The sequence below is a fragment of the Streptomyces sp. NPDC004647 genome (assembly GCF_040609575.1).
Classification (GTDB): Bacteria; Actinomycetota; Actinomycetes; order Streptomycetales; family Streptomycetaceae; genus Streptomyces.
Window position 1 is genome coordinate 1 of sequence record NZ_JBEXKU010000090.1, and the last position, 25,977, is coordinate 25,977.

A 25,977-nucleotide genomic window follows, 5' to 3' on the forward strand; every position below is an offset into this window, starting at 1 on the left:
GCCGGTCCTCCGCACGCCCCTGCCCATACGTCGCCAACAACGCCTGCGCCTCGATCGGATCACCCAGCGTCGTACCCGTACCATGCGCCTCGACCGCATCCACATCCACCGGAGTCAACTGCGCATTCGCCAAGGCCTGCTGAATCACCCGCTGCTGTGCCGGGCCGTTCGGCGCGGACAGACCATTGCTCGCGCCATCCTGGTTCACCGCGGAGCCCCGTACGACGGCCAGGACCGGATGACCGTTGCGGTGCGCGTCCGACAGCCGCTCCACCAGCAGCACACCCACGCCCTCGGCCCAGCCCGTGCCGTCCGCACCCGCCGCGAAGGACTTGCAGCGGCCGTCCGGGGCGAGTCCGCGGTCCTGGCTGAAGCCGACGAAGGAGTCGGGGGTGGTCATGACGGTGACGCCGCCGGCCAGGGCGAGCGAGCACTCGCCCGACCGCAGCGACTGGATCGCCAAATGCAGCGCGACCAGTGACGACGAGCAGGCCGTGTCCACCGTCACCGCGGGGCCTTCGAGGCCGAGGGTGTACGAGATGCGGCCGGAGACGACACTGGCCAGGCGGCCGTAGCCGTTGGCGGCGTAATCGTGGTAGGCGACTCCGGCGAAGACACCGGTCCTGGAACCCTTGAGTGAGGTGGGGGCAAGGCCACCCAGCTCCAGCGCCTCCCATGCGGTCTCCAGGAGCAGCCGCTGCTGCGGGTCGGTCTCCCTTGCCTCCCGCGGGCTCATCTTGAAGAAGTCGGCGTCGAACTCCCCCGCGTCATGGAGGAATCCGCCCTCCCGGCTGTACGTCTTGCCCGGGGTGGCCGGGGCGGGGTCGTAGAGGTTCGCCAGGTCCCAGCCGCGGTTGTCGGGGAAGCCGGTGATGGCATCGCCACCGGCGGCCACCAGGTCCCAGAGCTTCTCCGGTGTGTCGACGCCACCCGGGTAACGGCAGGCCATGGCCACGATCGCGATCGGCTCGCGATCCTTGGCCTCGATCTCGCGCAGTCGCCGCCGGGTCTGTTGCAGATCGGTGGTGGCACGTTTGAGGTAGTCGCGGAGCTTGTCGTCGTTCCTCATCGTCCATCAGCCAATCTCGAGGTTGTCCAGGGCCTGGAACAGCTCGTCGTCCGTCGCGGACTCGTAGTCGTCGGGTGTGTCGTCGGCCAGGGCAGTGCCCCGGCTGTCGCGCCACCTGCGGAGCACGGCCTCCATGCGGGCGGCGATCCGGGCCCCGGCCGCACCGTCCGTCGCGTCCAGGAGGAGGGCGGCCTCCACGCGTTCGAGTTCGGCGAACGCCCACTGGGCCGGGTCGTCGCCCGTCGGGTCGATTCCGGCGAGCAGGAGTTCGGTGACGGCCCGGCTTGCCGGGTAGTCGAAGACGAGGGTGGCCGGCAGGCCGAGGCCGGTGGCCGCGGCCAGCCGCTTGCGCAGTTCGACGGCGAGGACGGAGTCGAAGCCGAGCTCCTGGAAGGCACGGTCCGGCTCGACCTCGTCCACGGATTCGAAGCCGAGGACTACGGCGACGTGGTGGCGTACGAAGTCCAGCGCGGCGCGCTCCCGCTCGGCTCCGGTGAGGGCCGCGATGGCCTGCCAGCGGGCGGTGTCGGCGTCCTCGGCCGGATCGGCGTCCCGCGCCTGCCCGTGGACGGGGACCGGGACCGTGCCGGGGGTGGCGGTGAGCCAGTACGGCTTGCGCTGGAAGGCGTACGTCGGGAGGGCCACGCGGCGGGCGTCGCGGCGAGCGAAGAACGCGGGCCAGTCCACGTCGACTCCGCGGACGTGGAGCTGCGTGAGCGCGGTGACGACGGTGCTCTCCTCGTCGCGTTCCCGACGCACGGCGGGGACGAACCCCGGCTCCCTGCCGTCCTGCCGGGTGGTGACGCTGTCGGGACCGGTCCCACTGAGGACGGCGTCGGGGCCCAGTTCGAGGTAGGTGTCGACGTGCAGGGCGTCCAGGGCCCGTACGGCGTCGGCGAAGCGGACGGCCTCACGGACGTGGCGCACCCAGTAGCGGGGGGTTGCGAGCTCATCCGTGATCGGCGCGCCGGTGAGCGTGGAGACGAAGGGAATCCGCGGCGGCTCGTACGACAACCCGGAGGCGATCTCCTCGAACTCGGCGAGCATCGGCTCCATCAGCGGCGAGTGGAACGCGTGCGAGACCTTCAGCCGGGTCGTCTTCCGGCCCTCTCCCTCGAAGTGCGACTTGATCGCCAGGACTTCGGCTTCGGATCCGGACACCACGACGGAGTCGGGGCCGTTGACCGCTGCGATGCTCACCGCGCCGGACAGAAGCGGCAGCACCTCCTCCTCAGATGCCTGTACGGCCACCATCGCGCCGCCCGTGGGCAGACCGTCCATGAGCCGGCCGCGCGCCGTGACGAGCTTCGCCGCGTCCGCGAGGGACAGCACATCCGCTATCCGGGCCGCGGCGATCTCGCCGATCGAGTGGCCGGCCACGAAGTCGGGACGTACGCCCCAGGACTCCACCAACCGGAACAGGGCCACCTCGAAGGCGAACAGCGCGGGCTGGGCGTACACGGTGCGGTTCAGCAGCTCCGCGTCCTCGCCCCACACCACGTCCTGCAGCGGTCGGTCGAGGTGCTGGTCGAGTTCCGCGAGCGCGGTGTCGAAGGCGCGCGCGAAGACGGGGAACGCCCGGTGCAGCTCGCGGCCCATCCCGAGGCGCTGGGTCCCCTGCCCGGTGAAGAGGAAGGCGGTCGGGGCGCCGGAGCGGGCCCGTTCGCGTACGGCACCGGGCGGCAGCTCGCCCTCGGCGAGCGCCTCCAGGGCGCGTATCGCCTGCTCGGCGTCGAGGGCGGTGAACGCGGCGCGGCGCTCCAGGGGTGCTCTGGTGGTGGCGAGCGAGTACGCCACGTCGACGGGCTGCTCGCGCGGCTCCTGCGGGTCCTGCGGCTGCCGCAGGTCCTGCCGCAGCCGGTCGGCGAGCCTGCGGACCTGGGCGCGCAGGGCCCCCGCCGTACGGGCGGAGAGCAGCCAGGGCAGCGGCGCGGCCTCGGCGGTCGCCCGGGGCTCCGGCTCGGCAGCCGGAGCCTGTTCGAGTACGACGTGCGCGTTGGTGCCACTGATCCCGAAGGACGAAACGCCGGCCCGCCGCGGCCGACCGGTCTCCGGCCAGGCACGGGACTCGGACAGCAGCTCGACCGCACCAGCTCCCCACTCGACCTTGCTGGACCGCTCGTCCGCGTGGAGCGACTTGGGGAGGACGCCATGGCGCATGGCCTCGACCATCTTGATGATGCCCGCGACACCGGCGGCGGCCTGGGCGTGACCGAGGTTGGACTTGATCGACCCCAGCCACAGCGGCTCGTCCGACGCCCGGTCCTGCCCGTACGTCGCGAGCAGCGCCTGGGCCTCGATCGGGTCTCCGAGCGTCGTGCCGGTGCCGTGGGCCTCGACCGCATCCACGTCGGCCGGGCCCAACCGCGCGTTGGCCAAGGCCTGTTGGATCACCCGCTGCTGCGAGGGGCCGTTGGGCGCCGACAGGCCATTGCTCGCGCCGTCCTGGTTCACGGCCGACCCGCGGACGGTCGCGAGGACCGGATGACCGTTGCGGCGCGCGTCCGACAGACGCTCCACCAGCAGGAGTCCGACGCCTTCGGAGAATCCGGTGCCATCGGCGGACTCGGCGAAGGAACGGCAGCGGCCGTCCCGCGACAGACCCTGCTGAAGGCCGAACTCGACCAGGACCTCGGGGGTGGCCATCACGGTAACTCCGCCGGCCAGTGCGAGGCTGCACTCGCCCGAGCGCAGCGACTGGATCGCCCAGTGCAGCGCCACCAGCGACGACGAGCAGGCCGTGTCCACCGTGACCGCGGGCCCCTCGAAGCCGTAGGTGTAGGAGAGGCGGCCCGATGCGATGGAGCCGGTCGCGCTGCTGTTGGCGTAGTCGTGGTACATCGCGCCGGTGAAGACACCGGTCTGGCTGCCCTTGAGCGTGCCGGGGTCGATGCCGGCGCGTTCCAGCAGCTCCCAGGAGGTCTCCAACAGCAGCCGCTGCTGCGGGTCCATGCCCAGCGCCTCATTCGGGCTGATGCCGAAGAAGTGGGCGTCGAACTCGGCCGCGTCGTGGAGGAATCCGCCGGAGGTGGTGTACGTCTTGCCGGGCGTGCCCGGCTCCGGGTCGTAGATCTGCTCGATGTCCCAGCCTCGGTCGGTGGGGAACTCCGAGACCGTCTCCCGCCCCTCGGTCAGCAGCCGCCACAGGTCTTCGGGGCTGTTGACGCCCCCGGGGAAGCGACAGGCCATCGCCACGATCGCGATGGGCTCGTCGTCGGCCCGCGCGGCGCCCGGGGTGTGTGCTGCGGTGCCATTGGCGCCCCCGAGCGCCTGCTCCTTCAGAAGGGCCGCGACGGCGCGCGCGGAGGGGTGGTCGAAGATCAGGGTGGCGGGCAGCCGCAGCCCGGTCTCGGCGCTCAGCCGGTTGCGGATCTCGACTGCGGTCAGCGAGTCGAAGCCGAGCTCCTTGAAGGCGCGGTCGGGCGCCACGGCGTCCGGTGAGGCGTGGCCGAGCGTTTCGGCCGCCTGGGTGCGTACGAGATCCAGCAGGAAGCGCTCCTGGTCGGCGGCCGGCAGCCGTACCAGCCGGTCCTGGAGGGTGCCGCCCGCGGCGGGCCCGCCGGCGCGGACGGTCTGCCGGGCCGGGACCCGCACCAGGCCGCGCAGGACCGGCTGGGCCTGGCCTGCCACGGCCTGAGCGCGCAGGGCGGGCAGGTTGAGCCGTACGAGCAGCTGCAGCGGGGCGGGGTCGCGCAGGGCGGCGTCGAACAGGCCCAGGCCCTCCTCCGTCGACATGGCGGGGAAGCCCTGGCGGGCGAGGCGCTCGACGTCGGCCTCGCCGAGCTGTCCGGTCATGCCGGTGCCCGCCGCCCACAGGCCCCAGGCCATAGAGGTCGCGGGGAGCCCGGCGGTCCGGCGGTGGTGGGCGAGCGCGTCCAGGAAGACGTTGGCGGTCGCGTAGTTCGCCTGGCCGCCCGCGCCCAGGGTGCCGGCGGCGGAGGAGTACAGGACGAACAGCGCGAGGTCGTGCTCCGCGGTGAGCTCGTGCAGGTGCCAGGCGGCATCCGCCTTGGGGGCCAGGACCGCGTCGATCCGCTCGGCGGTGAGGGACGCGACGACGCCGTCGTCGAGGATGCCGGCGGAGTGCACCACACCGGTCAGCGGGTGCTCGTCGGGCACTCCGGCCAGCAGCTCGGCGAGTGCGCCGCGGTCGGCGACGTCGCAGGCCGCGACGGTCACCTGGGCGCCGAGCTCTTCGAGTTCGGCGCACAGTTCGGCAACGCCGGGCGCGCGCTCGCCGCGGCGGCTGGTCAGCAACAGGTGCCGGACGCCGTGCTCGGCCACCAGGTGCCGCGCGGTGATCGCGCCGAGGCCGCCGGTGCCTCCGGTGACCAGGACGGTGCCTTCGGGGTCGAGGCGCGGCAGGTCGTCGGTGTCTGCGGGGGGATCGTCGTCCGCGCGGCGGTCCGTGTCCGCCGATGCACGGGCCAGGCGGGGCAGCAACGCCTTGCCGCCGCGCAGGGCAAGTTCGCTCTCGCCGCAGTCGAGCGCGCCGCCCAGCGCGCTCAGGGATTCCTCGCTGCCGTCGAGGTCGATGAGTCCGAACTGGCCGGGGTTCTCCGCCTGTGCGGCTCGCACCAGGCCCGAGACCGGGGCGAGCGCAAGATCGATGCCCTGGCCGTCCGGTGTCCCGTACGGCTGCCCCGTGCTATCCGGGTCCTGCGCGGGGACGGCGTTCCGGGTCACGAACACGAGACGGCAGTCGGCCAGGCGCTCGGACTGCAGCCAGGTCCGCAGCAGCTCCAGGGCCCGGTGCGCCGCCGTGCGTACGCCCAGCGGCACGTCGCCGGCCGGTGCGTCGACAGCGAGGGGTGCCAGTACGAGTTCCGGCAGGTCCCCGCCGAGGAGTTCCTCGATGTCCGCCACGCGCGGCAGGGACAGGCCGGGGAGCCCGTCGCCCAGGACCACGCGGCCCGCGGAGTCCGGGGGGCTGTCGGGGAGCTGAGCGGCCACCCACTGCAGGTGGTACGGCCGCTCGTCCTTCGCGCCTGTCGCTGCTTCGAGCTGCTGCGGCGAGACGGCCCGGGCGACCAGTGAGCCGACGCTCAGTACGGGGGCGCCGGTTTCGTCGGCGGCCTGGATGGTGGTGCTGTCCTGGCCCGCGGGGGCGAGGCGGACCCGCAGCGCCGTTGCGCCGCGGGCATGCAGGACGACGTCGTTCCAGGCGAACGGCAGTACCGTGTCGCGGCCTTCGTCGTCGGCAGCCAGTTCGGGGTGGAGTGCGGCGTCCAGCAGCGCGGGGTGGATACCGAAGCGGACGGCATCGGCGTGCGCCCTGGCGTCCAGGGAAACCTCGGCGAACAGTTCGTCACCGCGCCGCCAGGCCGCCGTGAGGCCTTGGAAGACCGGGCCGTACGCGTATCCGCGGCCCAGCAGCCGCTCGTACGCGCCGTCCAGACCGATCGGTTCGGCGCCCTGCGGGGGCCACTGCGCGAAAGTGAAGGCGGGTGCCGCAGCGCCGTCGGTGAGGGTTCCCGTGGCGTGGCAGGTCCAGGCGGCTCCCTCGACCGGGCCGCGGGAGTGGACCGAGACAGGCCGCGCGCCTCTGGCATCGGCCTCGCCGACGCGTACCTGGAGGTCGATGCCGCCGGTCCCCGGCAGGACGAGGGGTGCGTGGAGGGTGAGGTCTTCCAGTACATCGCAGCCTGCCTGGTCCCCGGCGCGGATCGCCAGTTCGACGAAGGCGGTGCCGGGCAGCAGCACCGCACCGAGCGCCTCGTGGTCGGCGAGCCAGGGGTGGGTCTGCTGCGAGATGCGGCTGGTGAAGAGGTGGCCGCCGAGCTCGGCGGCCTCGACCGTGGCCCCCAGCAGGGGGTGGTCGAGCGGAAGTTGGCCGGCCCCCTGGATCTCCGTGCCGGGGGTGGGGACGTTCAGCCAGTAGGGGGTGCGGCGGAAGGCATACGTCGGCAGGTCAACGGTGCGGCCGGAGACGAAGAACGGCGACCAGTCGACGGACACCCCGCGCACGTGCGCCTCGGCCAGCGACGCGGCGAACTCGGCGAGGCCGCCCTTGTCGCGGCGGAGCGAGCCGATGAGGGCGCCCGGCTTGCCGGTGGCCTCGATGGACTCGCTCACACCGATCTTGAGGATGGGGTGCGGGCTGGATTCGACGAAGAGGGAGTGGCCGTCGGCGAGGAGGGCGCGGGTGGCGTCCTCGAAACGCACGGTCTGCCGGAGGTTGGTGTACCAGTACTCGGCGTCGAGCGCGGCTGTGTCGAGCACCGAGCCGGTCACGGTCGAGTAGAAGGCAACGGTGCTGGTGCGCGGGGCGACCGGCACGAGGATGTCGATGAGTTCGTCGCGGATGGCTTCGACGTAGTGCGAGTGGGAGGCGTAGTCCACCGGGATCTTCTTGGCGCGTACGCCCTCCGCGGTGAGTCGTTCGTAGAACTCCTCCAGCGCAGCGGTCTCGCCGCACACCACGGCGGTGCCGGGGCCGTTGACGGCCGCCAGCTGCATCCTGCCTTCCCAGGGCCGCAGCCGCTCCTCCAGCTGCGCCGCGGGGAGCGGTACGGACATCATGCCGCCCTTGCCCGCCAGCCCCCGCCCGATCAGCCGACTGCGCAGGGCGACGACGCGCGCACCGTCCTCCAGCGACAACGCACCGGCCACGGTCGCGGCGGCGATCTCGCCCTGCGAGTGGCCGACGACCGCGGACGGCTCGACGCCGTAGGAGCGCCACAGTTCGGCCAGGGACACCATGACGGCCCACAGCACGGGCTGCACGACGTCCACCGCGTCCAAGGTGGGAGCGTCCGGCTGCTGTCGCAGGACCGCCGGCAGGTCCCAGTCGACGAAGGCGGCCAGCGCATCGCGGCACTGCGTCATCCGCTCGGCGAACGCCGGTGCCGTGTCGAGGAGTTCCACGGCCATGCCGGCCCACTGCGAGCCCTGGCCGGGGAAGACGAAGGCGACGCGGGGGCTGCTCGCGGCGCCGGTGATCACGGTCACCTCGTCGCCCGTCGTGCCGCCCTCGGCGAGCGCGTCGAGCCCGGTGAGCAGCGCCTCACGGTCCTGGCCGATGACGACCGCGCGGTGGGTGAGCGCGGCTCGCGTGGTGGCGAGCGACAGGGCGACGTCCGCCGGCCGGTATGCGGGGCGCTCGGCCACGTACTGACGCAGTCGGTCCGCCTGGGCGCGCAGCGCTTCCGCGCTCTTTCCGGAAACGGACCACGGAATGACGGGAACCAACTCCGCACTGCTCACCGAGAACACCCCCGTGAAATGGCATGAATGACTTGAACAATTGGCGACGCGAATGGGATCGGAGAACCGGCAGCGAAACGGCGACCAGGAAAGGGAAAGTACGCATGACAATCCTGGGTGCGGCCCTTCTCCCGGCCAACCCCTTACTTGGCTTCCCGGCCCCTACTCGGTCCGCTCACCAGTCCTCCGGTCAGTACTCGACAAGGGAAATGGCGGCCACCGGGCAGGACTCGGCCACTGTCCGCAGGGCCTCGATCGCTGCCGCGGCCTGCACGCCGGGACCGGGGCGGACGAGCAGGACCCGGCCGTCCTGCTCACTCTGGTCGAAGGTGTCGGGCAGCGCGTGGACACACATGCCCGAGCCGACGCACAGCTCACGGTCGACATCGATACGCATAGGGGCCTCCGGCCCGGGTCAGGCGACATCGGCGGCGGATGCCGCCTTCAGCAGGTCCCCGAACTCCGGGTACTGGGCCATGGCCTGCTCGCGGGTGAGCGGCGCGCGGCGCGGTCCGCGGGCCACCGTCAGCAGCGCCGGCAGGGTCATCATGCTGCTGGGCGGAGCCTCCAGTGCGGCCACATTGAACGACGCGTTGGACAGCGCGGCGTTCTCCGTCGTCACGCGGGCGAACCGGGCGGTGAAGCGGCGCATCAGCTCGGGGGCGCGCTTGATGTTCAGCTCGGCACCGGGGAACCACTGGTCGGTGCCGACGGCCATCTGCCACGGTCCCTCCGCGGCCTTGGCGATGGCCTTTTGAGCGCCGCGGCCGAGGCCGGGCGTGATGCCGTGGCGTTCGGCTTCGGTGCGCAGCGCCAGCGCGCCGAGTGCGGCGATCGACATGCCGGTGGCGTAGTTCGGGTTGAGGGTGGTGGCGGCGTCGCCGATGACGACGAGGCCCTCGGGCAGCGGCAGCTTCTCGTAGCGGCGGCGCCAGTTGGGCATGCCTCGGTAGGCGCGGATGGGGCCTGCGGGGGTGGCGGCCGCCATCAGGTCAGCGATGACGGGATCGGGCAGGGACCTGGCGAACTCTTCGAAGCCGGCCTCGTCGGTGGGCGGCTGACCGCCGCGGGTACCGATCAGCGCGACGATCCAGCGGTTGCCCTCGTTGGGCAGCAGCGCGGCGCCGCGACCCGGCTCCCCGGTGCCGGACCGCGCCTGGATGAGGACACCGGGGAAGTCCTCCTGCGCGCCTTCGGGTGCCTGGTAGAGGCGGCTGGCGTAGGCGAATCCGGCGTCGACCCGCTCCTCCAGGACCTCGGGGAGTCCCAACTCGGCGAGCCACCGGGGAGTTCTGGAGCGGCGCCCGGTGGCGTCCACGACGAGGTCGGCGCCGATGGTCTCGTCCCCGGCGCCCTCCCGCTCGATGCGGACCCCGGTGATGCGCCTGCGGTCGCCGACCAGGCCGGTGACCTTGGCCGAGTCGATCGCGGTGATCTTCTCGTCGGCGAGTGTCCCGCGGCGGACGACATGGTCGGTCAGATCGCGGCTGCAGGCAATGACGTACGCGTCGCCACGGTGCCGCCGATACCAGCCCTCGGCGGAGAGGGTGAGCAGGTCGCCGGGCATGCCGCGGCGCTTGGCGCCGGCCGCGAGCAGCCCCTCGGTGGTGCCCGGGAGCAGGTCGTCCAGGGCCTTGGCGCCCCCACTCATGAGCATGTGGTTGTGGTAGCCCTGCGGCAGGCCCTTGCGGGGGGCGGGGCCGTCGGGGAACCGGTCGCTCTCGATGACGGTGACGCGTCCGGCACGGCGGGTGAGTGCCGCCGCCGCGAGCATTCCGGCCATGCCGCCGCCGAGCACCACGGCACTGGTCATGGTCTGAAGTCCTCCTTTGGACTGGACATGGGTGAGCGGGTCACTGCTCGACGCCGGAGACGGCGAGGAACTGCTTGATGCGGTGCTCGGCGAGTGCGGGGTCGGCGAAGAGACCCAGCTCGTCCGCGAGCCGGTATGCCTTGGCGAGGTGCGGTACGGAGCGGGCGCCCTGCTCGGCCCACACCATCCGGAAGTGGTCGGCGTGTCCCGCCAGCCAGGCCAGGAAGACCAGACCGGTCTTGAAGAACAGCGTGCTGCGGCCCGGGCCCTCGAAGACGTGCCCGGACAGTTCGAGCGTGGCGTCCAGCCGGGCCCGGAAGCCCTGCTCGTCACCCCGGTCCAGGGTGCGGAACGCCTCGGCGGCCACGGGCGCGATGAGGTCGAAGACGGGCGAGAGGGCGTCGCTGTGACCCTGCTCGTCGCCGGCGATCAGATCGGTGTACGTGTCGTAGTCGCCTGTGTAGAAGCGCACGCCCTCGGGCAGCCGGCGGCGCAGCGCGACCTCGGCTTCGGCGCTCAGCGGAGCGACCTTGACGCCGTCTATCCGGTCCCGGTGGGCGGCGATCAGGTCGATGAAGGCCTGGGTGGCCTCCTCCGCCCCGGCGTGGCCCCAGTAGCCGGTGTGGCTCGGCACCCACTCGGGCAGCAGCCAGTGCAGAACGGCGGGGCGGCTGGTCTGCTCCAGGAGGGTCGCGTACACGCCCGCGTACTCCTCGGGCGTGCGGGCGGCCTGGGCGAGGGCGGCGCTGGCCTGGATGATCGCGGTGGCGCCGGCCTCCTCGACGACCTCCAGCTGCTCGAGATACGACTTCTTGACGTCGTCGATGCTGTGCTCCGCGAACGGGTCGAGCTGGTCGGTCCATACGGCGGCCGCGAGCCGGCCGCCGACCGCGCGGGCCTCGGCACCGGAGCGGCGGATCAGTTCGGCCGCGGTGCCCCAGTCCAGGCCCGCGCCGCGGTGGGCGGTGTCCAGAGCCTCGGCGACGGTGAAGCCGTGCGCCCAGAGATGGCGGCGGAAGGCGAGGGTGGCGTCCCAGTCGAGCGACTGCGGCGGAGGCGGGCCGAGCGGTGGGCCGAACGGCTCGTTGGGGGCGAGCGGGTCGCCGACGACATGGGCAGGGGCGAGCACGGAGCGGCCGGAGAAGGCGGTGCTGTCAGGTGTGAAGGAGCGGGGCTCACCGGATGGCTGATACGCCGTCAGGGTGCCGTCGGGCTCGGGGATCTTGATCACGGGGACCTCTTGTCGGTGGGCCTGGGTCACCAGGTGACGGGCAGGGAGTGCATGCCGTGGATGAGGGTGTGGCTCTTGAACTTGAGCTCGTCCTCAGGGACGGCGAGGCGCAGACCGGGGATGCGGGCGAAGAGGGTGTTGAAGACGATCTCCAGCTCGACCCTCACCAGCGAGGCACCAGGGCACTGGTGGTTGCCGTGGCCGAACGCCGAGTGCAGCTTGATCTCGCGGTGGATGTCGAAGGTGTCGGGGTCCTCGAACACCGTGTTGTCCCGGTTGGCCGAGCCGTTGAGCGCGATGATGCCCTCGCCCGCGCGGATCAGCACGCCGCCGATCTCGATGTCCTCGAGCGCGACCCGGCCGGTGGCGGAGTCGGCGATGCTCAGGTACCGCAGCAGCTCCTCGATGGCCCCTGCGGTGAGCGAGGGATCGGCCTTGACCTCGGCGAGCTGCTCGGGGTGGCCCAGCAGGGTCGCGGTGCCCAGCGCGATCATGTTGGTGATGGTGTCGAAACCGCCGAAGAGCAGCATCCGGCCGAGGGCGACGATGTCGCCGTGCTCCAGCGTGCGCTCCTCGCGGTTGCGCTCGATGATCCGGCCCAGCAGGTCGTCGCTGCCGTTCTCGGTCTTCTCCGCCACCAGCTTGTCGAGGTAGGCGTCCATCTCGGCCGTGGCGGCGGCCACTTCCTCGGGTGACACATCGCTCTTGACCGTCTTCTCGGCGAAGGCCCGGAAGGTGGTGGTGTCCTGGTGCGGGACCCCCATCAGCTCGCAGAACAGCAGCGACGGCACGGGGATGGCGAGTGCCTCGACCAGGTCGACCGGACCGCCCTGGGCGAGCATCGCGTCGATGTGCTCGTCGACGATCTCCTGGATGCGGGGGCGCAGGGCCTGCATCCGCTTGACGGTGAGCTCGGGGATGATCGCGCGCCGGCGCACGGTGTGGTCCGGCGGGTCCATCGCCACCAGCGGGAGCTCCATGGTCTGGAGCACCTCGTCGGGAACGGGGAACTGCAGCGGGTACCCGGGGAGTTTGACGCTGGAGCTCATCTCCGAGGAGGTCAGGACCCGGCGGACGTCCTCCTGCCGGGTGACGACCCACACCTCGCGACCCGAGAGCGCCAGTTTCACTTTTGTCACGGGATTGTGGGCGCGCATTTCCGCATAAGCGGGCGGCGGGCTGTAGGGGCACTTCCGCTCCATCGGAAAGGACGGAAGAGCGGCGGTTGATTCCGCGCTGGCGGTGTCAGTCATGGAATCAGGCTAGGCCGCCAACAAGCTATGCTCTCCCCCTAATTGACCCCTAATTCGGCCACCGGCGAGAAGCGCTCGGAGAGTTGCCGGGGCGGGCACGGCAATGGTTCAGCGCCCGCCCCGGGGGTGGACGGACGCTGAACCGGTTTCTCGGATGTGGCTTGTTTGTTCCGCGGACGTGGCCTGCGTGGGGCGCTAGGCCGGCAGCGCCGCCTCCATGGGCCGTACCTTCAGCGCTTGCCAGGTCGGCACCAGCGTCGCGCCGATGGTCAGCAGGGACGCGAAGCCGATCGTCGCGAGGTACATCCAGATCGGTCCGGTCGGGGTGAGGGAGTCGGCCCGGGCGAGGCTGAAGGGGATCAGCGTCATCGGGGCGACGAGCGTGCCGAGGAAGACGCCGATCCCGGCGGTCATGCCGCCCTCGAAGGCCATCATCCGCATCACCTGGACTCGGGTGGCGCCGGTGAGCCGCTGGAGTCCGAACTCACGGGTCCGGCCGCGGATCGCCAGCCACAGGGTGTTCATCACCGAGATGGTGATGTAGCCGAGCAGCGTGCCGATCATGAGGTAGCTGACCAGTGCCTGCGCGCCGAGGTGGTGGGCGAAGGCGTCGGTGAGCCGGTCGCGGTCGACGACCTCGGTGCCGGCGAGCCCCTTGGAGACCGTGCCGAGCGCCGCGGCGAGCCGCGTGTCGTCGGTGCCCGCCTTGGGGGCGACAACGATGTGGCTGGGCAGCGAGCCCCGGGTGTGCCGGGCGAGCGTGTCCGCCGACATCATGATCGTCTCAAAGCTGGGCTTGGCCTTGACGAGTGCGACGATGTTCAACTTCTCTGTGCCACCGTCGCCGAAGCGTACGGTCAGGGTGTCACCGACGCCCGCCTTCAGCTCCTTGGAGAACTTCTCAGCGATGGCGACGGAGTTGCCCTTGAGGTCGGAGAGCCTGCCCTCGACCTCCTCGGCGGCCCCGACCCGGGCAGCCGCGTCCGGCGTGTAGCCGAGCAGCTGCCAGCCCTCGAGGTCCTTGTTGCCCCACGGGTCCTTGGGGGACTCGATGAAGCCCGTGCTGGCCACGAACTCCGAGGCCGCGCCGACCTCGGGCAGCGCCCTGACCTTCTCCAGGGCGCCGGGGGTGAGGCCGTCGGGGCCTCCCCTGAGCACGGCGTCACTGGCGAGGTTCTCGGTGTAGACGCTCTTGACGCTGCTCTCGGTGGAGATCAGGTAGAGGTTGGCGGTGGCGATGCCGGTCAGCAGCATGACGGGGGTGATGACGGCGGCCATCCGGACCGCTCTGGCCCGGGTGTTGAGCGCAGCGAGGTAGCCGGAGAGTCCGGAGATCGCGCGCAGCAGCGGGGAGAGCACCGCAGTCAGGCCCTTGGCGATGGTCGGGCCGAGCAGCGCGAGCCCCACCGCGAAGAAGATCGACGCGAAGGTGGACGGGCTGGCGATCAGCGGTCCGGTGACCACGTTCAGCGCGACGAACCAGAGGTTCCCGCAGAGCAGGAAGCAGATGATCGCGATGATCGGGCGCACCTTGCCCAGGCGGTACGTGTCGCCGGCCTCCTCGGCGAGTGCCTCGGCCGGCTTGGTCAGCGTCGAGCGGCGGCCGGCGACGATGGCGGCGACACCCGAGGCGATCAGGGCCACCACCATGGCGACGGCGGTCGGCAGCCAGCCGCGGTAGAAGACGAAGCCCTCGGGTGCGATGCCGGTGGCCGTCAGCTGGTCGAAGAGCCACTTGCCGGCGAGCAGGCCGGGGAAGGCCGCGAGCGCGGTGGCGAGGACCGAGATGCTGATGGTCTCGCCGACGATCATGCGCCGCAGCTGCTTCGGCGTGCTACCGATGGCCCGCAGCAGCGCCATTTCCTTGTGTCGCTGCTGGAAGGAGAGCGACAGTGTCGAGGCGACACCGAGGATGCCGACCATGAGGGCGAGGGCGCCCAGCAGGGCGGCGATGACGATGAGGTCGGTCATGTCGACGTCGGCGTACTCGGCCTTGCCGCGCTCGTCACCGGTGAGAGTGACCGCGCCGCTGCCCGCGATTGCCTTGTCGACCTGCTGCTCCAGCGCCGTGAGGTCCGTGCCCGGCTTGGTCAGCAGGCCGATGGCGTCGGCCTTGCCGGGGGCCGGGGCGAACTTCTCGGCGTCGGCGGCGGAGAAGAAGAGACTGGACTCCACGGCCTCGGTGGTCGGCCGCGCGACACCCGTGACGGTGAACTTCTGGGTCTGGCCCCGCAGCGCGACGTCGATGGTGCCGCCGGCCTTGACGCCTGCCTCCTTGGCGACGTCCGAGTCCAGGACCACCTCGCCGGCCGCGGTCGGCGCCTTGCCGTCGGTGAGCTCGTACGGCATGAGCGCGGCGGAGTCCCAGCCGTGGCCGAAGGACTTCTCCTCCTCGCCGACCGGCTTGCCGCCCTTGAGTGCCGCGGCGGCGAAGGACCGGTCTGCGACCGCCTTCTCGACGCCGGGCAGCGACTGAAGCTTGCCGGCGAGCGAGGCGTCGACGCGGACGCGTTCGCTGAGGTGTGCTACGGGGCTGCCGGCCTCCTCGTACTCGCCGTTGCCGGCCACCAGGACCGGCGCGGCGTCCAGCCGCTGCGCCGGAAGTACGGCCCGCAGACCGGTTTCCATCATGGCACCGGCGGCGGTCATGATCGCTCCGGCGAGGAACATCGCGACGAACGTCGCCGCGAGGCCGCGCCAGCGGAAGCGCACGGTGCGCAGTGAGAGCTTGAACATCACACGCCCCCAACGACCTTGGACCGAGCGGCGACAGCGTCACCGAGGTGAGTCATCTGCTCCGCGACAGCGGCCGCGGACGGGTTGTACATCTCCGTGGCGAGCTGGCCGTCGGCGAGGAAGACGACACGGTCGGCGTAGGACGCGGCGACCGGGTCGTGGGTGACCATGACGATGGTCTGCCCGCTCTGGTGGACGGAGCCCGCGAGCAGCGACAGCACCTCGCGCGCGGTGGCTGTGTCCAGCGAACCTGTCGGCTCGTCCGCGAAGATCACCGCCGGCCGGCTGACCAGGGCCCGCGCGATGGCGACGCGCTGCTGCTGGCCACCGGACAGCTCGCCGGGCCGGTGGTTGGCGCGGTCGGCGAGGCCGACGCTCTGGATGACCTGCTTCACCAGGTTCTTGTTGGGCTTGCGCCCGGCGAGCTGGAGGGGCAGCACGATGTTCTGCATCACGGTCAGCGCGGACATCAGGTTGAACGCCTGGAAGATGAAGCCGATCCGCTCCCGGCGGAGCAGGGTCAGCTCGGTCTCGCTCTTGCCCTTGAGGCTGGTCCCGTCGATGGTCACCGACCCGGACGTCGGCTCGTCGAGACCGGCCGCGCAGTGCAGCAGAGTGCTCTTGCCGGAGCCGGAAGGACCCATCACGGCGGTGAAGGTCCCCTTCTGGAATCCAAGGGACACTCCCGCAAGTGCGGCGACCGAAGTGCTGCCCCTCGTGTAGACCTTCCTCACGGAGTCCAAACGGACAGTCTCGGTGACTCCGCTGTTGCCAAGTGTGTCCACTTGTCTCTCCTCAGCTTCCTGACTCTCGTTCATCTACCTGCGCAATGTCCTGTGTTCGAGATTAGGAAGCGCCGATCTCGCTCGGAATGGGCTTAGGGCGCCGCAGCGGGTGGTGCTAGGCCCCCTCTTGCGAGGTGGCGGTAGGGGTGGGTACGCCCTCCCGCTCCCGGAGGGCCACGGCGGCCCGGCGCTCCGGCTCCTTGGTCCGACCTGCGCCTTCGGTGGATTCGGCGCCCTCGGACGCCTCCGGCGCCTCGTTCTGCTGCGGGGTGTCGCGTACGTGCCTCAGCCGCCACACGGTGAACGCTGCGGTGGCGAGGGCGATGACCGTGCCGAAGACGGCAGCGACCCGCATGGCGTCCACGAAGGCTCCGTCTGCGGCCGACAGCAGGGCGTGTGCCGCCTCTTCCGGCAGCCGTCCCGCTGCCTCCACGGCTCCGCCCAGGGTCTGCCGCGCGCGGTCCAGAACGTCGGCCGGTACGCCGGCGGGCTTGCTGTCCGCCATGGCTCCGCGGTAGACGGCTGCACCGATACTGCCGAACACGGCAATGCCCAGGGCGCCACCGAAGTCCTGGAAGGTCTGGGTGAGCGCCGATACAGACCCGGCTCGCTCGGGTGGCGCCGCGGCCACCACCAGGTCGGTGACCAGGGTGAGGACAATCGCGGCGCCGACGCCGATGGCGGTCGCACCACCGATGACCACCGGCAGGTTCTGCTGGACGGTCACCTGGGTCATGACCAGGAATCCCACCCCGACCAGGGCGAACGCCCCAGCGATGACGTAGGCGGGCGGCACCCGCTTGGCCAGGACCACGGCGAACGGCGCCAGCAGCATGGTCAGCGCCGGCGGCGGCATGGTCCACAGCGCCGCCTCCAGCGGCCGCATGTTCAGGACGTCCATGAGGTACTGGGTGGTGAAGACGCTGAAGCCGATCAGGCACGCGAAGGACAGCAGACTGAGGCTGATCGCCGGACTGAAGCCGCGCCGCCGGAACAGCTTGGGGTCGATCATCGGGTGCGTCAGCTTGGTCTGCCGGCGCAGGAACACGCCGAGGACGACGATCCCGAACACCATGACGGCGGCCCGAGGCAGTTCGAGTCCCTGGGTGGCGACCTCCTTCAGCCCCCAGATGACCGAGAGCACTCCGACCAACGACAGCAGCGCGCTGAGTACGTCGAAGCGGCCCACCTCGGCCCTCGGCCGCCGGAATTCCGGTACCAGCAGCGGCACCAGGATCAGCATGACCACCAGCACGGGGATGTTGATGAGGAAGATCGAGCCCCACCAGAAGTTGTTCAGCAAGCTGCCGCTGATGACGGGACCGATCGCGGCGCCCGCGGAGTTGCCGATCGCCCACACGGAGATGGCCGTACGGCGCTGCTGCTCGTCCCGGAACATGTTGCTGACCAGGGACAGCGTGGACGGCATCAGGGTCGCGCCGCCGAGACCCTGGAGCGCGCGGGCGAGGATCAGCATCTCGGCGCTGTTCGCGTACGCCGCGAGCACGGACGCCGCGCCGAAGAGGCTCGCGCCGATCATCAGCAGGCGCCTGCGGCCGATGAGATCGCCGACGTTCCCCATCGTGATGAGCATGCCGGACAGGACGAAGGCGTAGATGTCGATCATCCACAGCTGCTGGGTGCTGCTGGGCTCGAGGTGCGCTGCGATGGACGGCACCGCGAAGTACAGCACCGTCATGTCCATGGAGGTGAGCAACAGCGGCAGTACGAGGACGCCGAGCGCCAGCCACTCCTTGCGTCCGGCGCGCGGACCCGTGGCGGTCCCGGTCCCGATGGCAGTCATGCGACGGCTCCCTTGTGGTCGATGCTGACCTCCCGTGCCGCCTCGGCGACATGGCTGCGGATGGCGTCGAGCACCTGCGCCGCCTGGGAGTTGAGGTAGAAGTGACCGCCGGGGAAGACCTTCAGTTCGAAGGTGCCGTCGGTGTGCTCGCGCCAGGCCCTGGCCTCGTCGAGGGTGACCTGCGGGTCCGCGTCGCCGGTGAGGGCGAGAATGGGACAGGCCAGCTTCGGGCCGCCCTGGAAACGGTAGGACTCGGCAGCCTTGTAGTCGCTACGGACGGCCGGGAGGATCATGCGTACGATCTCCGGGTCACCGAGCACTGTGCTGTCGGTACCGTTCAATCGGGTGATATCGGCGATGAGTTGATCGTCCGTACGCAGATGCACCCGCTCGTCGCGGAACCGCGACGGCGCCCGGCGGCCGGACGCGAACAGACCCAGCAGCCGGGTGCCGCGCTCCTCCAGCTTCCGCGCCACCTCGAAGCCGAGCGATGCCCCCATGCTGTGCCCGAAGAGGACCAGCGGCCGGTCTGCCCAGCGGAGCAGTTCGGGCAGCAGCGCGTCGGCGAGCCGGCCTATGTCGTCGATGCACGGTTCGCTCCGCCGGTCCTGCCGCCCTGGATACTGCACGGCCAGTACGTCCATCGCCGGTGACAACTCCTGGGAGACCGGGAAGAAGTACGAAGCCGAGCCGCCTGCGTGCGGGAAGCAGACAAGTCGGGTCGGAGCATCCGGCGCCGGATGAAAGCGCCGGACCCAGGCGCCAGTGTCTGAAGGCACTCCTGCCATGTCCCCTCGACATCCCTTCCATAGGGAACCGTCCGCGCGCAACGGGCGATTCATGAATGAATTCAGGCCATCAGAGCGATAGCGTTGGAATTTCTCACTGCCCATCGACGTCGGGCCCATGGCTCAGTCAAACTCGCCCGGCGCCGCACAGCCACCCGCACGGCCCCTACAACGCCCCCGAAGGCCCCCTAAATCGGCATGCCTCGCTGGGCGCACACCTGAACAATCAAGTATTCCAGAGTGGCTGGAAGTGAATCGTCGGGCGCGACGGCGCAATTGCTGCCGTGCAGGTAGTGGCCACCAGACGCCGTATGACGAAAGGCAGGGGCACACCCATGGGGCAGCGAGAGGACCTTCTGATCGGCGCCCGGAAGTTCCTGCTGGAAAAGGGGACGCGCGTGAACTGGCCGGTGCCCTGTGCTCGGTCGCGCAGGACACCGGCCGCTCATTCCTCACGTGTGCCGTCAGGCACCCAGCTCGGGCGAGATCACGTAGTCGGACACGTCGGCCGTGTTGGTCCTCACCCTGGTCAGGGCTTCCTTGACGGCGACCGCGAGCCGGTCCTGCTTGGCGGTGTCGACCTCGTCGCGGCGATCGGCGAAGTGGGGCAGCACCTCGGAGGCGAACAGTTCGAGGGACTCGCAGATGTGCTCGTGCCGGTTCTTGCCGATCTGCACGGAGAAGATGATCTGATCCACGCCCGCGGCCTCGTAGCGGCGCACCAGGTCGGTGATCTGCTCGGGGGTGCCGATGCCCCGGCGCAGCGAGGTGATCTGCGCCATCATCGCCTTGGCCTCCGGGGAGGGTTCCTCGTCCGCGGCCGGTTTCACGGGCTCCCGGGTGAGCCCGACGGACTCACGGTTCTTGAGGAACTCCTGCCACACATCGGTGGTGCCCGGACGGTGCTGCCCGGAGATGTAGTAGTGCATCAGGGAGTACGAGAAGAAGTGGGCACCGTCCAGGCCGCGGTCGAGTGCTGTCTCCTCGTCCTGGTGGCACAGGAAGGGCAGCACCACCGAGAAGTTGGGGTTGACGGTCTTGCCGATCGGCACGCACGCGTCGGACTCGATGATTCGGTAGTAGGTGTCCACCCACTCCTTGGCCTCCTCGGGCGAAACGAAGGAGAAGGAGAGCGCACCGATGCCGTGCCGGGCCGCGGTCTCGATCGTGGTCCGTGCGCTGCAGGCCATCCACAGCGGCGGGTGCGGCTTCTGCTTCGGCTTGGGCACCACATTGCGCGGCGGCACGTTCACATACGTACCCTGGTGGCCGGTGAACGGCGTCTCGGTCAGCAGCCGGGTGACGACCTCCAGGGCCTCCCGCCACTCGTCCTTCTTGGTGTCACGGTCGACGCCGAAGGCCTCCAGCTCCAGCTGCGAACTGCCGGCTCCGGTGCCGAAATCGACGCGGCCGCCAGAGATGAGGTCCAGCGTCGCAAGGCGTTCGGCGACCCTGACCGGGTGGTTGACGGCCGGCGGCAGCGAGACGATGCCGTGGGCCAGGCGGATGTTGCTGGTGCGCGCGGCCGCAGCGGCAAGGAACACCTCAGGGGCGGCGGAGTGCGAGTACTCCTCCAGGAAATGGTGCTCGGTGGCCCAGGCGTAGTCGAAGCCCAGCCGGTCGGCGAGTTCGATCTGCTCCAGGGACTCGTTGTAGAGGCGCTCCTCGCTGTCCTCGGCCCAGGGGCGCGGGAGCTGGTGGTGGTAGATCAAGCCAAATTGCATGAGTGGGTCCTCCAGTGAGTGCCAGGTGGGCGAGACGGGGCAAAACGGGTGATCGGGGCGGCATGACGCCAGGTCAGGCCGCAGGCCTGTGGAACGCGGCGCGGTAGAACAGCAGCGGGCCGATGCCGGTGGCCGCGGTCTTCAGGGCGCGGACCCGGCCGACGACGATCTGGTGGTCGCCGCCGGGGTGGACGGCCTCGATGGCGCAGTCGATCCAGGCGAGCGTGCCTGGGATCACCGGTGACCCGGTGGCGGGTCCCGGTGTCCACGCCACGCCCGCGAACTTGTCGGCGCCGCTCACCGCAAAGGCCCTGCAGAGCGGTTCCTGGTCGGCGGCCAGAATATTGACGCAGAAGGCACCGGCCGATCGAATCCGTGGCCAGCTCGTGGACGTCCGGGCCACGGAGAAGGTCACGAGCGGCGGTTCCAGGGAGAGTGAGGAAAATGACTGGCAGGTAAAACCGACAGGTTCACCGGCGGACATTCCCGCGACGATGGTGAGCCCACTGCAGAAGTGGCCGAGCACCCGCCGGAATTCCTCCGGCGATATCCGGTCCTCCACGGCCGCGGAATTCGCTGGAGTTGTCATTGGACCCTCATCCCTGACCTCACGCCTCGGTGCCCTCGGGGGCAGCCGGGGCCTGTTCGATGATGACGTGCGCGTTGGTGCCACTGATGCCGAAGGAGGAGACCCCCGCGCGGCGCGGCCGGCCCGTGTCGGGCCAGGGCTGTTCCTCGATCAGCAGCCGGACGTGGCCCGCGGACCAATCCGCCTTGGGCGTCGGTTCGTCCACGTGCAGGGTGCGGGGCAGTATGCCGTGCCGGATTGCCTGCACCATCTTGATGACGGAGGCGACACCGGCGGCGGCCTGGGTGTGCCCGAGGTTGGACTTGACGGAGCCGAGCCACAGGGGGCGGTCCTCGGGCCGGTCCTGTCCGTACGTCGCAAGAAGCGCCTGCGCCTCGATCGGGTCGCCGAGCCTGGTCGCCGTGCCATGGGCGTCCACGGCATCGACTTCACCGGTACCCAGGCCCGCCCCAGCCAGTGCCTGCCGGATGACGCGTTGCTGCGCGGGCCCGTTGGGCACGGTCAGCCCGCTCGACGCGCCGTCCTGATTGAGCGCCGACCCGCGGACGACGGCGAGGATCCGCCGCCCGTTGCGCTGCGCGTCCGACAGCCGCTCCAGCAGGAGCAGGCCCGAACCCTCGCCCCAACCGGTGCCATCCGCTGCGGCCGCGAACGACCGGCAGCGTCCGTCGGGCGAGAGCCCCTTCTGCTTGGTGAAGTACTGAAAGGTCTCCGGCGAGGCCATGACGGTCGCCCCGCCCGCCAGTGCGAGGGTGCACTCACCCTGGCGCAGCGCCTGCATGGCCAGATGCAGGGCAACGAGTGAGGACGAGCATGCGGTGTCGACGGTCACCGCCGGGCCCTCCAGGCCCAGCGTGAAGGCGACCCGGCCGCTGACCAGGCTGCCGCCGGTGCTGGCCCCCTCGTACTCGTGATACATCAGGCCGGTGAAGACCCCGGTCCGCGAACCCTTCACGGACAACGGGTCGACCCTGGCGTTCTCGAAGGTCTCCCAGGCGGTCTCCAGAAGCAGCCGCTGCTGGGGGTCCATCTCCAGCGCTTCGCGCGGCGAAATGCCGAACAGGTCGGCGTCGAAGTCCGCCGCGTCGTGGATGAAGGCACCCTCGCGGGTGATGCTCTTGCCCGGGGCGCCGTGCTCCGGGTCGTAGAGCCCCTCGATGTCCCAGCCGCGGTCGGTGGGGAAGCGGGTCACTCCGTCGCGTCCGTCCCGCAGCAGCTGCCACAGGTCGTCGGGGGAGTTGACACCGCCGGCGAAGCGGCAGGCCATACCGACGATCGCGACGGGTTCCGTGGCGGCGGCGGTGAGGCGCGCGTTCTCCTTCTTGAGGCGTTCGTTGTCCGTCAGTGACGTACGGAGCGCCTCGACGATCCGCTCAACTTCCATGGTGCGTCCAGTCTCCGGATCAGTCCGTGGTGTCGGCGGCCAGAGCCGTCCGCACCAGATCGTCGATGGCCATGTCCTTGAACCTGCCGGCCTGTCCGGCCGCGTCCTCCTGGGGCTGCGCGGCCGTTCCGCGCTCGCTCTCCGGGACGAGCTCCTCCAGCAGATGGCGGGCGAGCACCCCGGGGTTGGGGTAGTCGAACATCATCGTTGCGGGCAGCCGCAGTCCGGTGGTCTCGCCGAGCAGGTTGCGCAGCTCGATCGCTGCCAGCGAGTCGAGGCCCATTTCAGTGAAACCCCGGTTGACGTCGATCGCGGACGGGTCGTCGTGGCGTACAGCCGCGACGTGGGTCCGTACGAGGTCCAGCAGCACCCGCAGCTGTTCGTCCTCCGGCAGCCCGGCGAGCCGCGCGTCCAGCATGGAGTCCTCGACCGGCCCCGCCTCCCCGGCCTCGGGCCGCGCCTCGACGGCGGTATGGGCCACCCGGCCGCCCCGGGGGCCGGAGTCGGCAGTCACCAACTCGCGTAGCAGTGCCGGCACATCGCCGGATACTGCTGCTGCCGCCACGTCGAGCCGCAGCGGAACCAGCGCCGCCGCGTCACGCGTGAGAGCGGCATCGAGGAGGGCCAGGCCGTCTTCCGGCGAGATCGCCGGCGTACCGAGCTTCTCCTGTCGCTCGAACACAGCGGAATCGAGCCGCGCGCCCATACCGTCACCCGCCCACAGGTGCCAGGCGAGCGATGTGGCAGGCAGCCCCTGGGCGCGGCGGTGGTGGGCCAGGGCGTCCAGGAAGACATTGGCCGCCGCGTAGTTGGCCTGACCCGCGTTGTCGAGGAAGCCGGTGGTGGAGGAGAAGAGTACGAATGCGGTCAGACCGAGGTCGCGGGTCAGTTCATGCAGATGCCAGGCCGCGTCCGCCTTCGGCCGCAGCACGGCATCGAACCGCTCCTGGGTGAGCGAGGAGATCAGACCGTCATCGACGATGCCGGCCGCGTGCACCACACCTGTCAACGGGTGCTCGCGGGGTACGTCCGCCAGCAGCTCGGCGAGTGCGGCACGGTCGCCGACGTCGCAGGCGACGATGGTGACTTCGGCGCCCAAGCCGACGAGCTCCTCACGGAGTTCGGCCGCGCCGGGCGCTTCGATGCCGCGGCGGCCGGCAAGCAGGAGGTTGCGCACGCCGTGCTCGGCCACCAGGTGCCGGCCGACGAGGGCGCCGAGACCACCCGTACCGCCGGTGATCAGGACCGTGCCATGAGCGCTCCACGGGGAGGCCTCCGCGGCGACGGCCTCCGCCCGTACCAGGCGCGGTACCAGCACCCGGCCTTCGCGCAGGGCCACTTCCGTCTCGCCGGTGCTCGCGGCTGCCGTCACCAGCGCTGCCGACTCCTCGCGGCCGTCCAGGTCGACCAGCACGATCCGGCCCGGGTGTTCGGCCTGCGCCGCCCGCACCAGACCCCACACCGGCGCCTGCACCACATCGACCGGCTCGTCCGGTCCGGTCACCACCGCGCTACGCGTCACCACGACCAGTGTGGAGTCGGCCGTCCGGCGGTCATCCAGCCAGGACTGGACCGTACGCAGGACCGAGCCCGTGACGCGACGCACGCTCGATGCGGTGTCGTCCGCGCCCGACTCGACCCACAGCAGGGCCTGTTCCGGCACAGGACCGTCGCCGTCCAGGACCTCGGCCACGGGGGTCGGCAGACCGGTGCGGGCGGCCGGCTGCGGACCCGTCAGCCAGCCGATCCGCAGCAGTGCACCGCCCGTGCCGTTCGGCGCGGCAGCACGGGAGACGAGGGACTCGACGGTGGCGACCGGCCGCCCGGCGACGTCCGCCAGCCGTAGTTCCGTGGTCTCCGAGCCAGGTAGCCGGCGCAGCTGGACCCGGAGTTCGGCGGGGCCCGCCGCGTGCAGGGTCACCCCGGTCCACACGAAGGGCAGGACCGTGCTGTCGGCGTCGTCGAGCAGGTCGGCATGGCTGACCGCGTCGAGGAGGGCGGGGTGGATGCCGTAGCGGTCCGCCTCCCCGCGCGCCTCCTCGGGCAGCGCCACCTCGGCGAACACCTCGTCGCCCCGGCGCCAGGCCGCCTTCAGGCCCTGGAACACCCGGCCGTAGCCGTAGCCCCGGCCCTTCAGCCGCTCGTAGGCGCCGTCCACCGGGATCTCGTCCGCTCCGGCCGGCGGCCACTGGGCCAGGTCGAAGGGGTCGCCGGGGGATTCGGGGGCGAGGACACCGGAAGCGTGCCGCGTCCACTCCCGCGCGCCGCCCTCCGGTCGCGAGTGCACGGTCACCGGCCGCGCGTTGGAGGCGTCCGCGGCACCGACGACGACCTGCACCGCCACCGCGCCCTGCGTCGGAAGCTCCAGCGGAGCCTCCAGCGTCAGCTCCTCCAGCCGATCACAACCGACCTCGCCGCCGGCCCGCACCGCCAGCTCCACGAACCCTGTGCCGGGGAACAGCACCCGGCCCAGCACCTCGTGGTCGGCGAGCCACGGCTGGGTCACCGTGGACAGCCGGCCCGTGAGGATCGCGCCCGCGCCGTCCGGGAGTTCGACGGTGGCGCTGAGCAGAGGGTGCCCGGTGCCGAGCTGCCCGTGCCCGCTCACGTCGCCGGCGACGGCCGGCGGCGCCTCCAGCCAGAAGTGACGCTTCTCGAAGGCGTACGTGGGGAGTTCAATCCGGCGGGCGCCGGACCCGGCATAGTACGCGGGCCAATCGACAGGGGTGCCCGCGATGTGCAGTCGGGAGACCGCCGTGAGCAGGGCATCGGTCTCCGAACGGCTCTTGCGCTGTGTGGCGACCAGCAGGGCGCCGGACGCCGCGCCGCCGAGGCAGGCCTCCGCCATCGCGGTCAGGACGCCGTCGGGGCCCAGTTCCAGGAAGCGGGTGACGCCCTGGGTGTGCAGATGGCGAATGCCGTCTGCGAAGCGAACCGCCGCGCGCACGTGCCGCACCCAGTATTCGGGCGAGTGCAGTTCCGTCGCGAGGGCACCGCTCACATTCGAGACCACCGGTATGGACGGCTCGTGGTGGGTCAGCGTCTCGGCGATGCGGCGGAATTCGGCGAGCATCGGCTCCATCAGCGGCGAATGGAACGCATGCGACACCTTCAGCCGGGTCGCCCTACGGCCCTCACCCTCGAAGTGCTCCTGGATGGCCAGGACTTCGGTCTCGGCACCGGAGACCACCACGGACATCGGCCCATTCACCGCAGCGATGCTCACCGCATCCGACAACAGCGGCAGCACCTCCTCCTCGGAAGCCTCCACCGCCACCATCGCGCCGCCTCCAGGCAGCGCATCCATCAACCGGCCACGCGCCGTGACCAGCCTCGCCGCATCCGCCAACGACAACACCCCCGCCACATGCGCCGCCGCGATCTCACCAACCGAATGCCCCGCCACAAAATCGGGCCGAACACCCCAGGACTCCACCAACCGAAACAGCGCCACCTCAAAGGCGAACAACGCAGGCTGCGCGAACCCAGTCCGATTCAACAACTCCGCATCCCCGCCCCACACCACCTCCCCCAGCCCCGACTCCAACTCCCCCAACACCCCATCAAACGCCTCCGCAAACACCGGAAACGCCTC

The 25,977-nt window shown here is 70.8% G+C and carries 13 protein-coding genes and 1 pseudogene; all 14 read right to left on the reverse strand.

Features of this window, described 5'->3' with window-relative positions; genetic code table 11:
- On the reverse strand, positions 1-1,069 hold a 1,069-nt coding region (locus ABZW18_RS29070; RefSeq protein ID WP_356193085.1), incomplete at its 3' end, for a beta-ketoacyl synthase N-terminal-like domain-containing protein.
- A 6-nt stretch (positions 1,070-1,075) separates the two neighbouring features.
- Entirely contained in the window at positions 1,076-8,275 is a 7,200-nt protein-coding gene (locus ABZW18_RS29075) for an SDR family NAD(P)-dependent oxidoreductase (RefSeq protein ID WP_356193088.1), read from the reverse strand.
- Between the two features lie 190 nt (positions 8,276-8,465).
- Complete coding sequence (locus ABZW18_RS29080) at positions 8,466-8,672, reverse strand: ferredoxin (protein WP_356193090.1); 207 nt, start codon at positions 8,670-8,672, stop codon at positions 8,466-8,468.
- A gap of 18 nt (positions 8,673-8,690) precedes the next feature.
- The gene (locus tag ABZW18_RS29085) at positions 8,691-10,088 is read right to left on the reverse strand and encodes an FAD-dependent oxidoreductase (protein ID WP_356193093.1); all 1,398 of its coding nucleotides are present in this window, start codon (positions 10,086-10,088) and stop codon (positions 8,691-8,693) included.
- A 40-nt stretch (positions 10,089-10,128) separates the two neighbouring features.
- On the reverse strand, positions 10,129-11,319 hold the full coding sequence (locus ABZW18_RS29090) for a DUF993 family protein (RefSeq protein ID WP_356193095.1): 1,191 nt from the start codon (positions 11,317-11,319) through the stop codon (positions 10,129-10,131).
- Between the two features lie 26 nt (positions 11,320-11,345).
- Positions 11,346-12,572: a cytochrome P450 gene (locus ABZW18_RS29095; RefSeq protein ID WP_356193098.1), complete on the reverse strand. Its 1,227-nt coding sequence runs from the start codon at positions 12,570-12,572 to the stop codon at positions 11,346-11,348.
- Positions 12,573-12,767: 195 nt separating this feature from the next.
- Positions 12,768-15,308 carry an FtsX-like permease family protein gene (locus tag ABZW18_RS29100; RefSeq protein ID WP_356193101.1) on the reverse strand — a complete coding sequence of 847 codons (2,541 nt, stop codon included), beginning with the start codon at positions 15,306-15,308 and terminating at the stop codon, positions 12,768-12,770.
- On the reverse strand, positions 15,308-16,093 hold the full coding sequence (locus ABZW18_RS29105) for an ABC transporter ATP-binding protein (RefSeq protein WP_356193103.1): 786 nt from the start codon (positions 16,091-16,093) through the stop codon (positions 15,308-15,310). Before ABZW18_RS29105 ends, ABZW18_RS29100 begins: the two co-directional genes overlap by 1 nt.
- Positions 16,094-16,208: 115 nt before the next feature.
- Positions 16,209-17,897: an MFS transporter gene (locus tag ABZW18_RS29110; RefSeq protein ID WP_356193105.1), complete on the reverse strand. Its 1,689-nt coding sequence runs from the start codon at positions 17,895-17,897 to the stop codon at positions 16,209-16,211.
- The gene (locus tag ABZW18_RS29115; RefSeq protein WP_356193108.1) at positions 17,894-18,685 is read right to left on the reverse strand and encodes an alpha/beta fold hydrolase; all 792 of its coding nucleotides are present in this window, start codon (positions 18,683-18,685) and stop codon (positions 17,894-17,896) included. The genes ABZW18_RS29110 and ABZW18_RS29115 overlap by 4 nt, the downstream gene beginning before the upstream one ends.
- A gap of 464 nt (positions 18,686-19,149) precedes the next feature.
- The gene (locus tag ABZW18_RS29120; RefSeq protein WP_356193111.1) at positions 19,150-20,409 is read right to left on the reverse strand and encodes an LLM class flavin-dependent oxidoreductase; all 1,260 of its coding nucleotides are present in this window, start codon (positions 20,407-20,409) and stop codon (positions 19,150-19,152) included.
- 73 nt (positions 20,410-20,482) lie between these two features.
- Positions 20,483-20,998 (reverse strand): flavin reductase family protein, encoded by a 516-nt coding sequence (locus ABZW18_RS29125; RefSeq protein ID WP_356193113.1) that lies wholly within the window; start codon positions 20,996-20,998, stop codon positions 20,483-20,485.
- Positions 20,999-21,041: 43 nt separating this feature from the next.
- Positions 21,042-22,382: pseudogene (locus ABZW18_RS29130) on the reverse strand (beta-ketoacyl synthase N-terminal-like domain-containing protein); the annotation flags it as partial.
- 19 nt (positions 22,383-22,401) lie between these two features.
- A complete protein-coding gene (locus tag ABZW18_RS29135) occupies positions 22,402-25,965 on the reverse strand; it encodes a type I polyketide synthase (protein WP_356193115.1) in 3,564 nt (1,187 codons plus the stop codon).
- Positions 25,966-25,977: the final 12 nt, after the last annotated feature.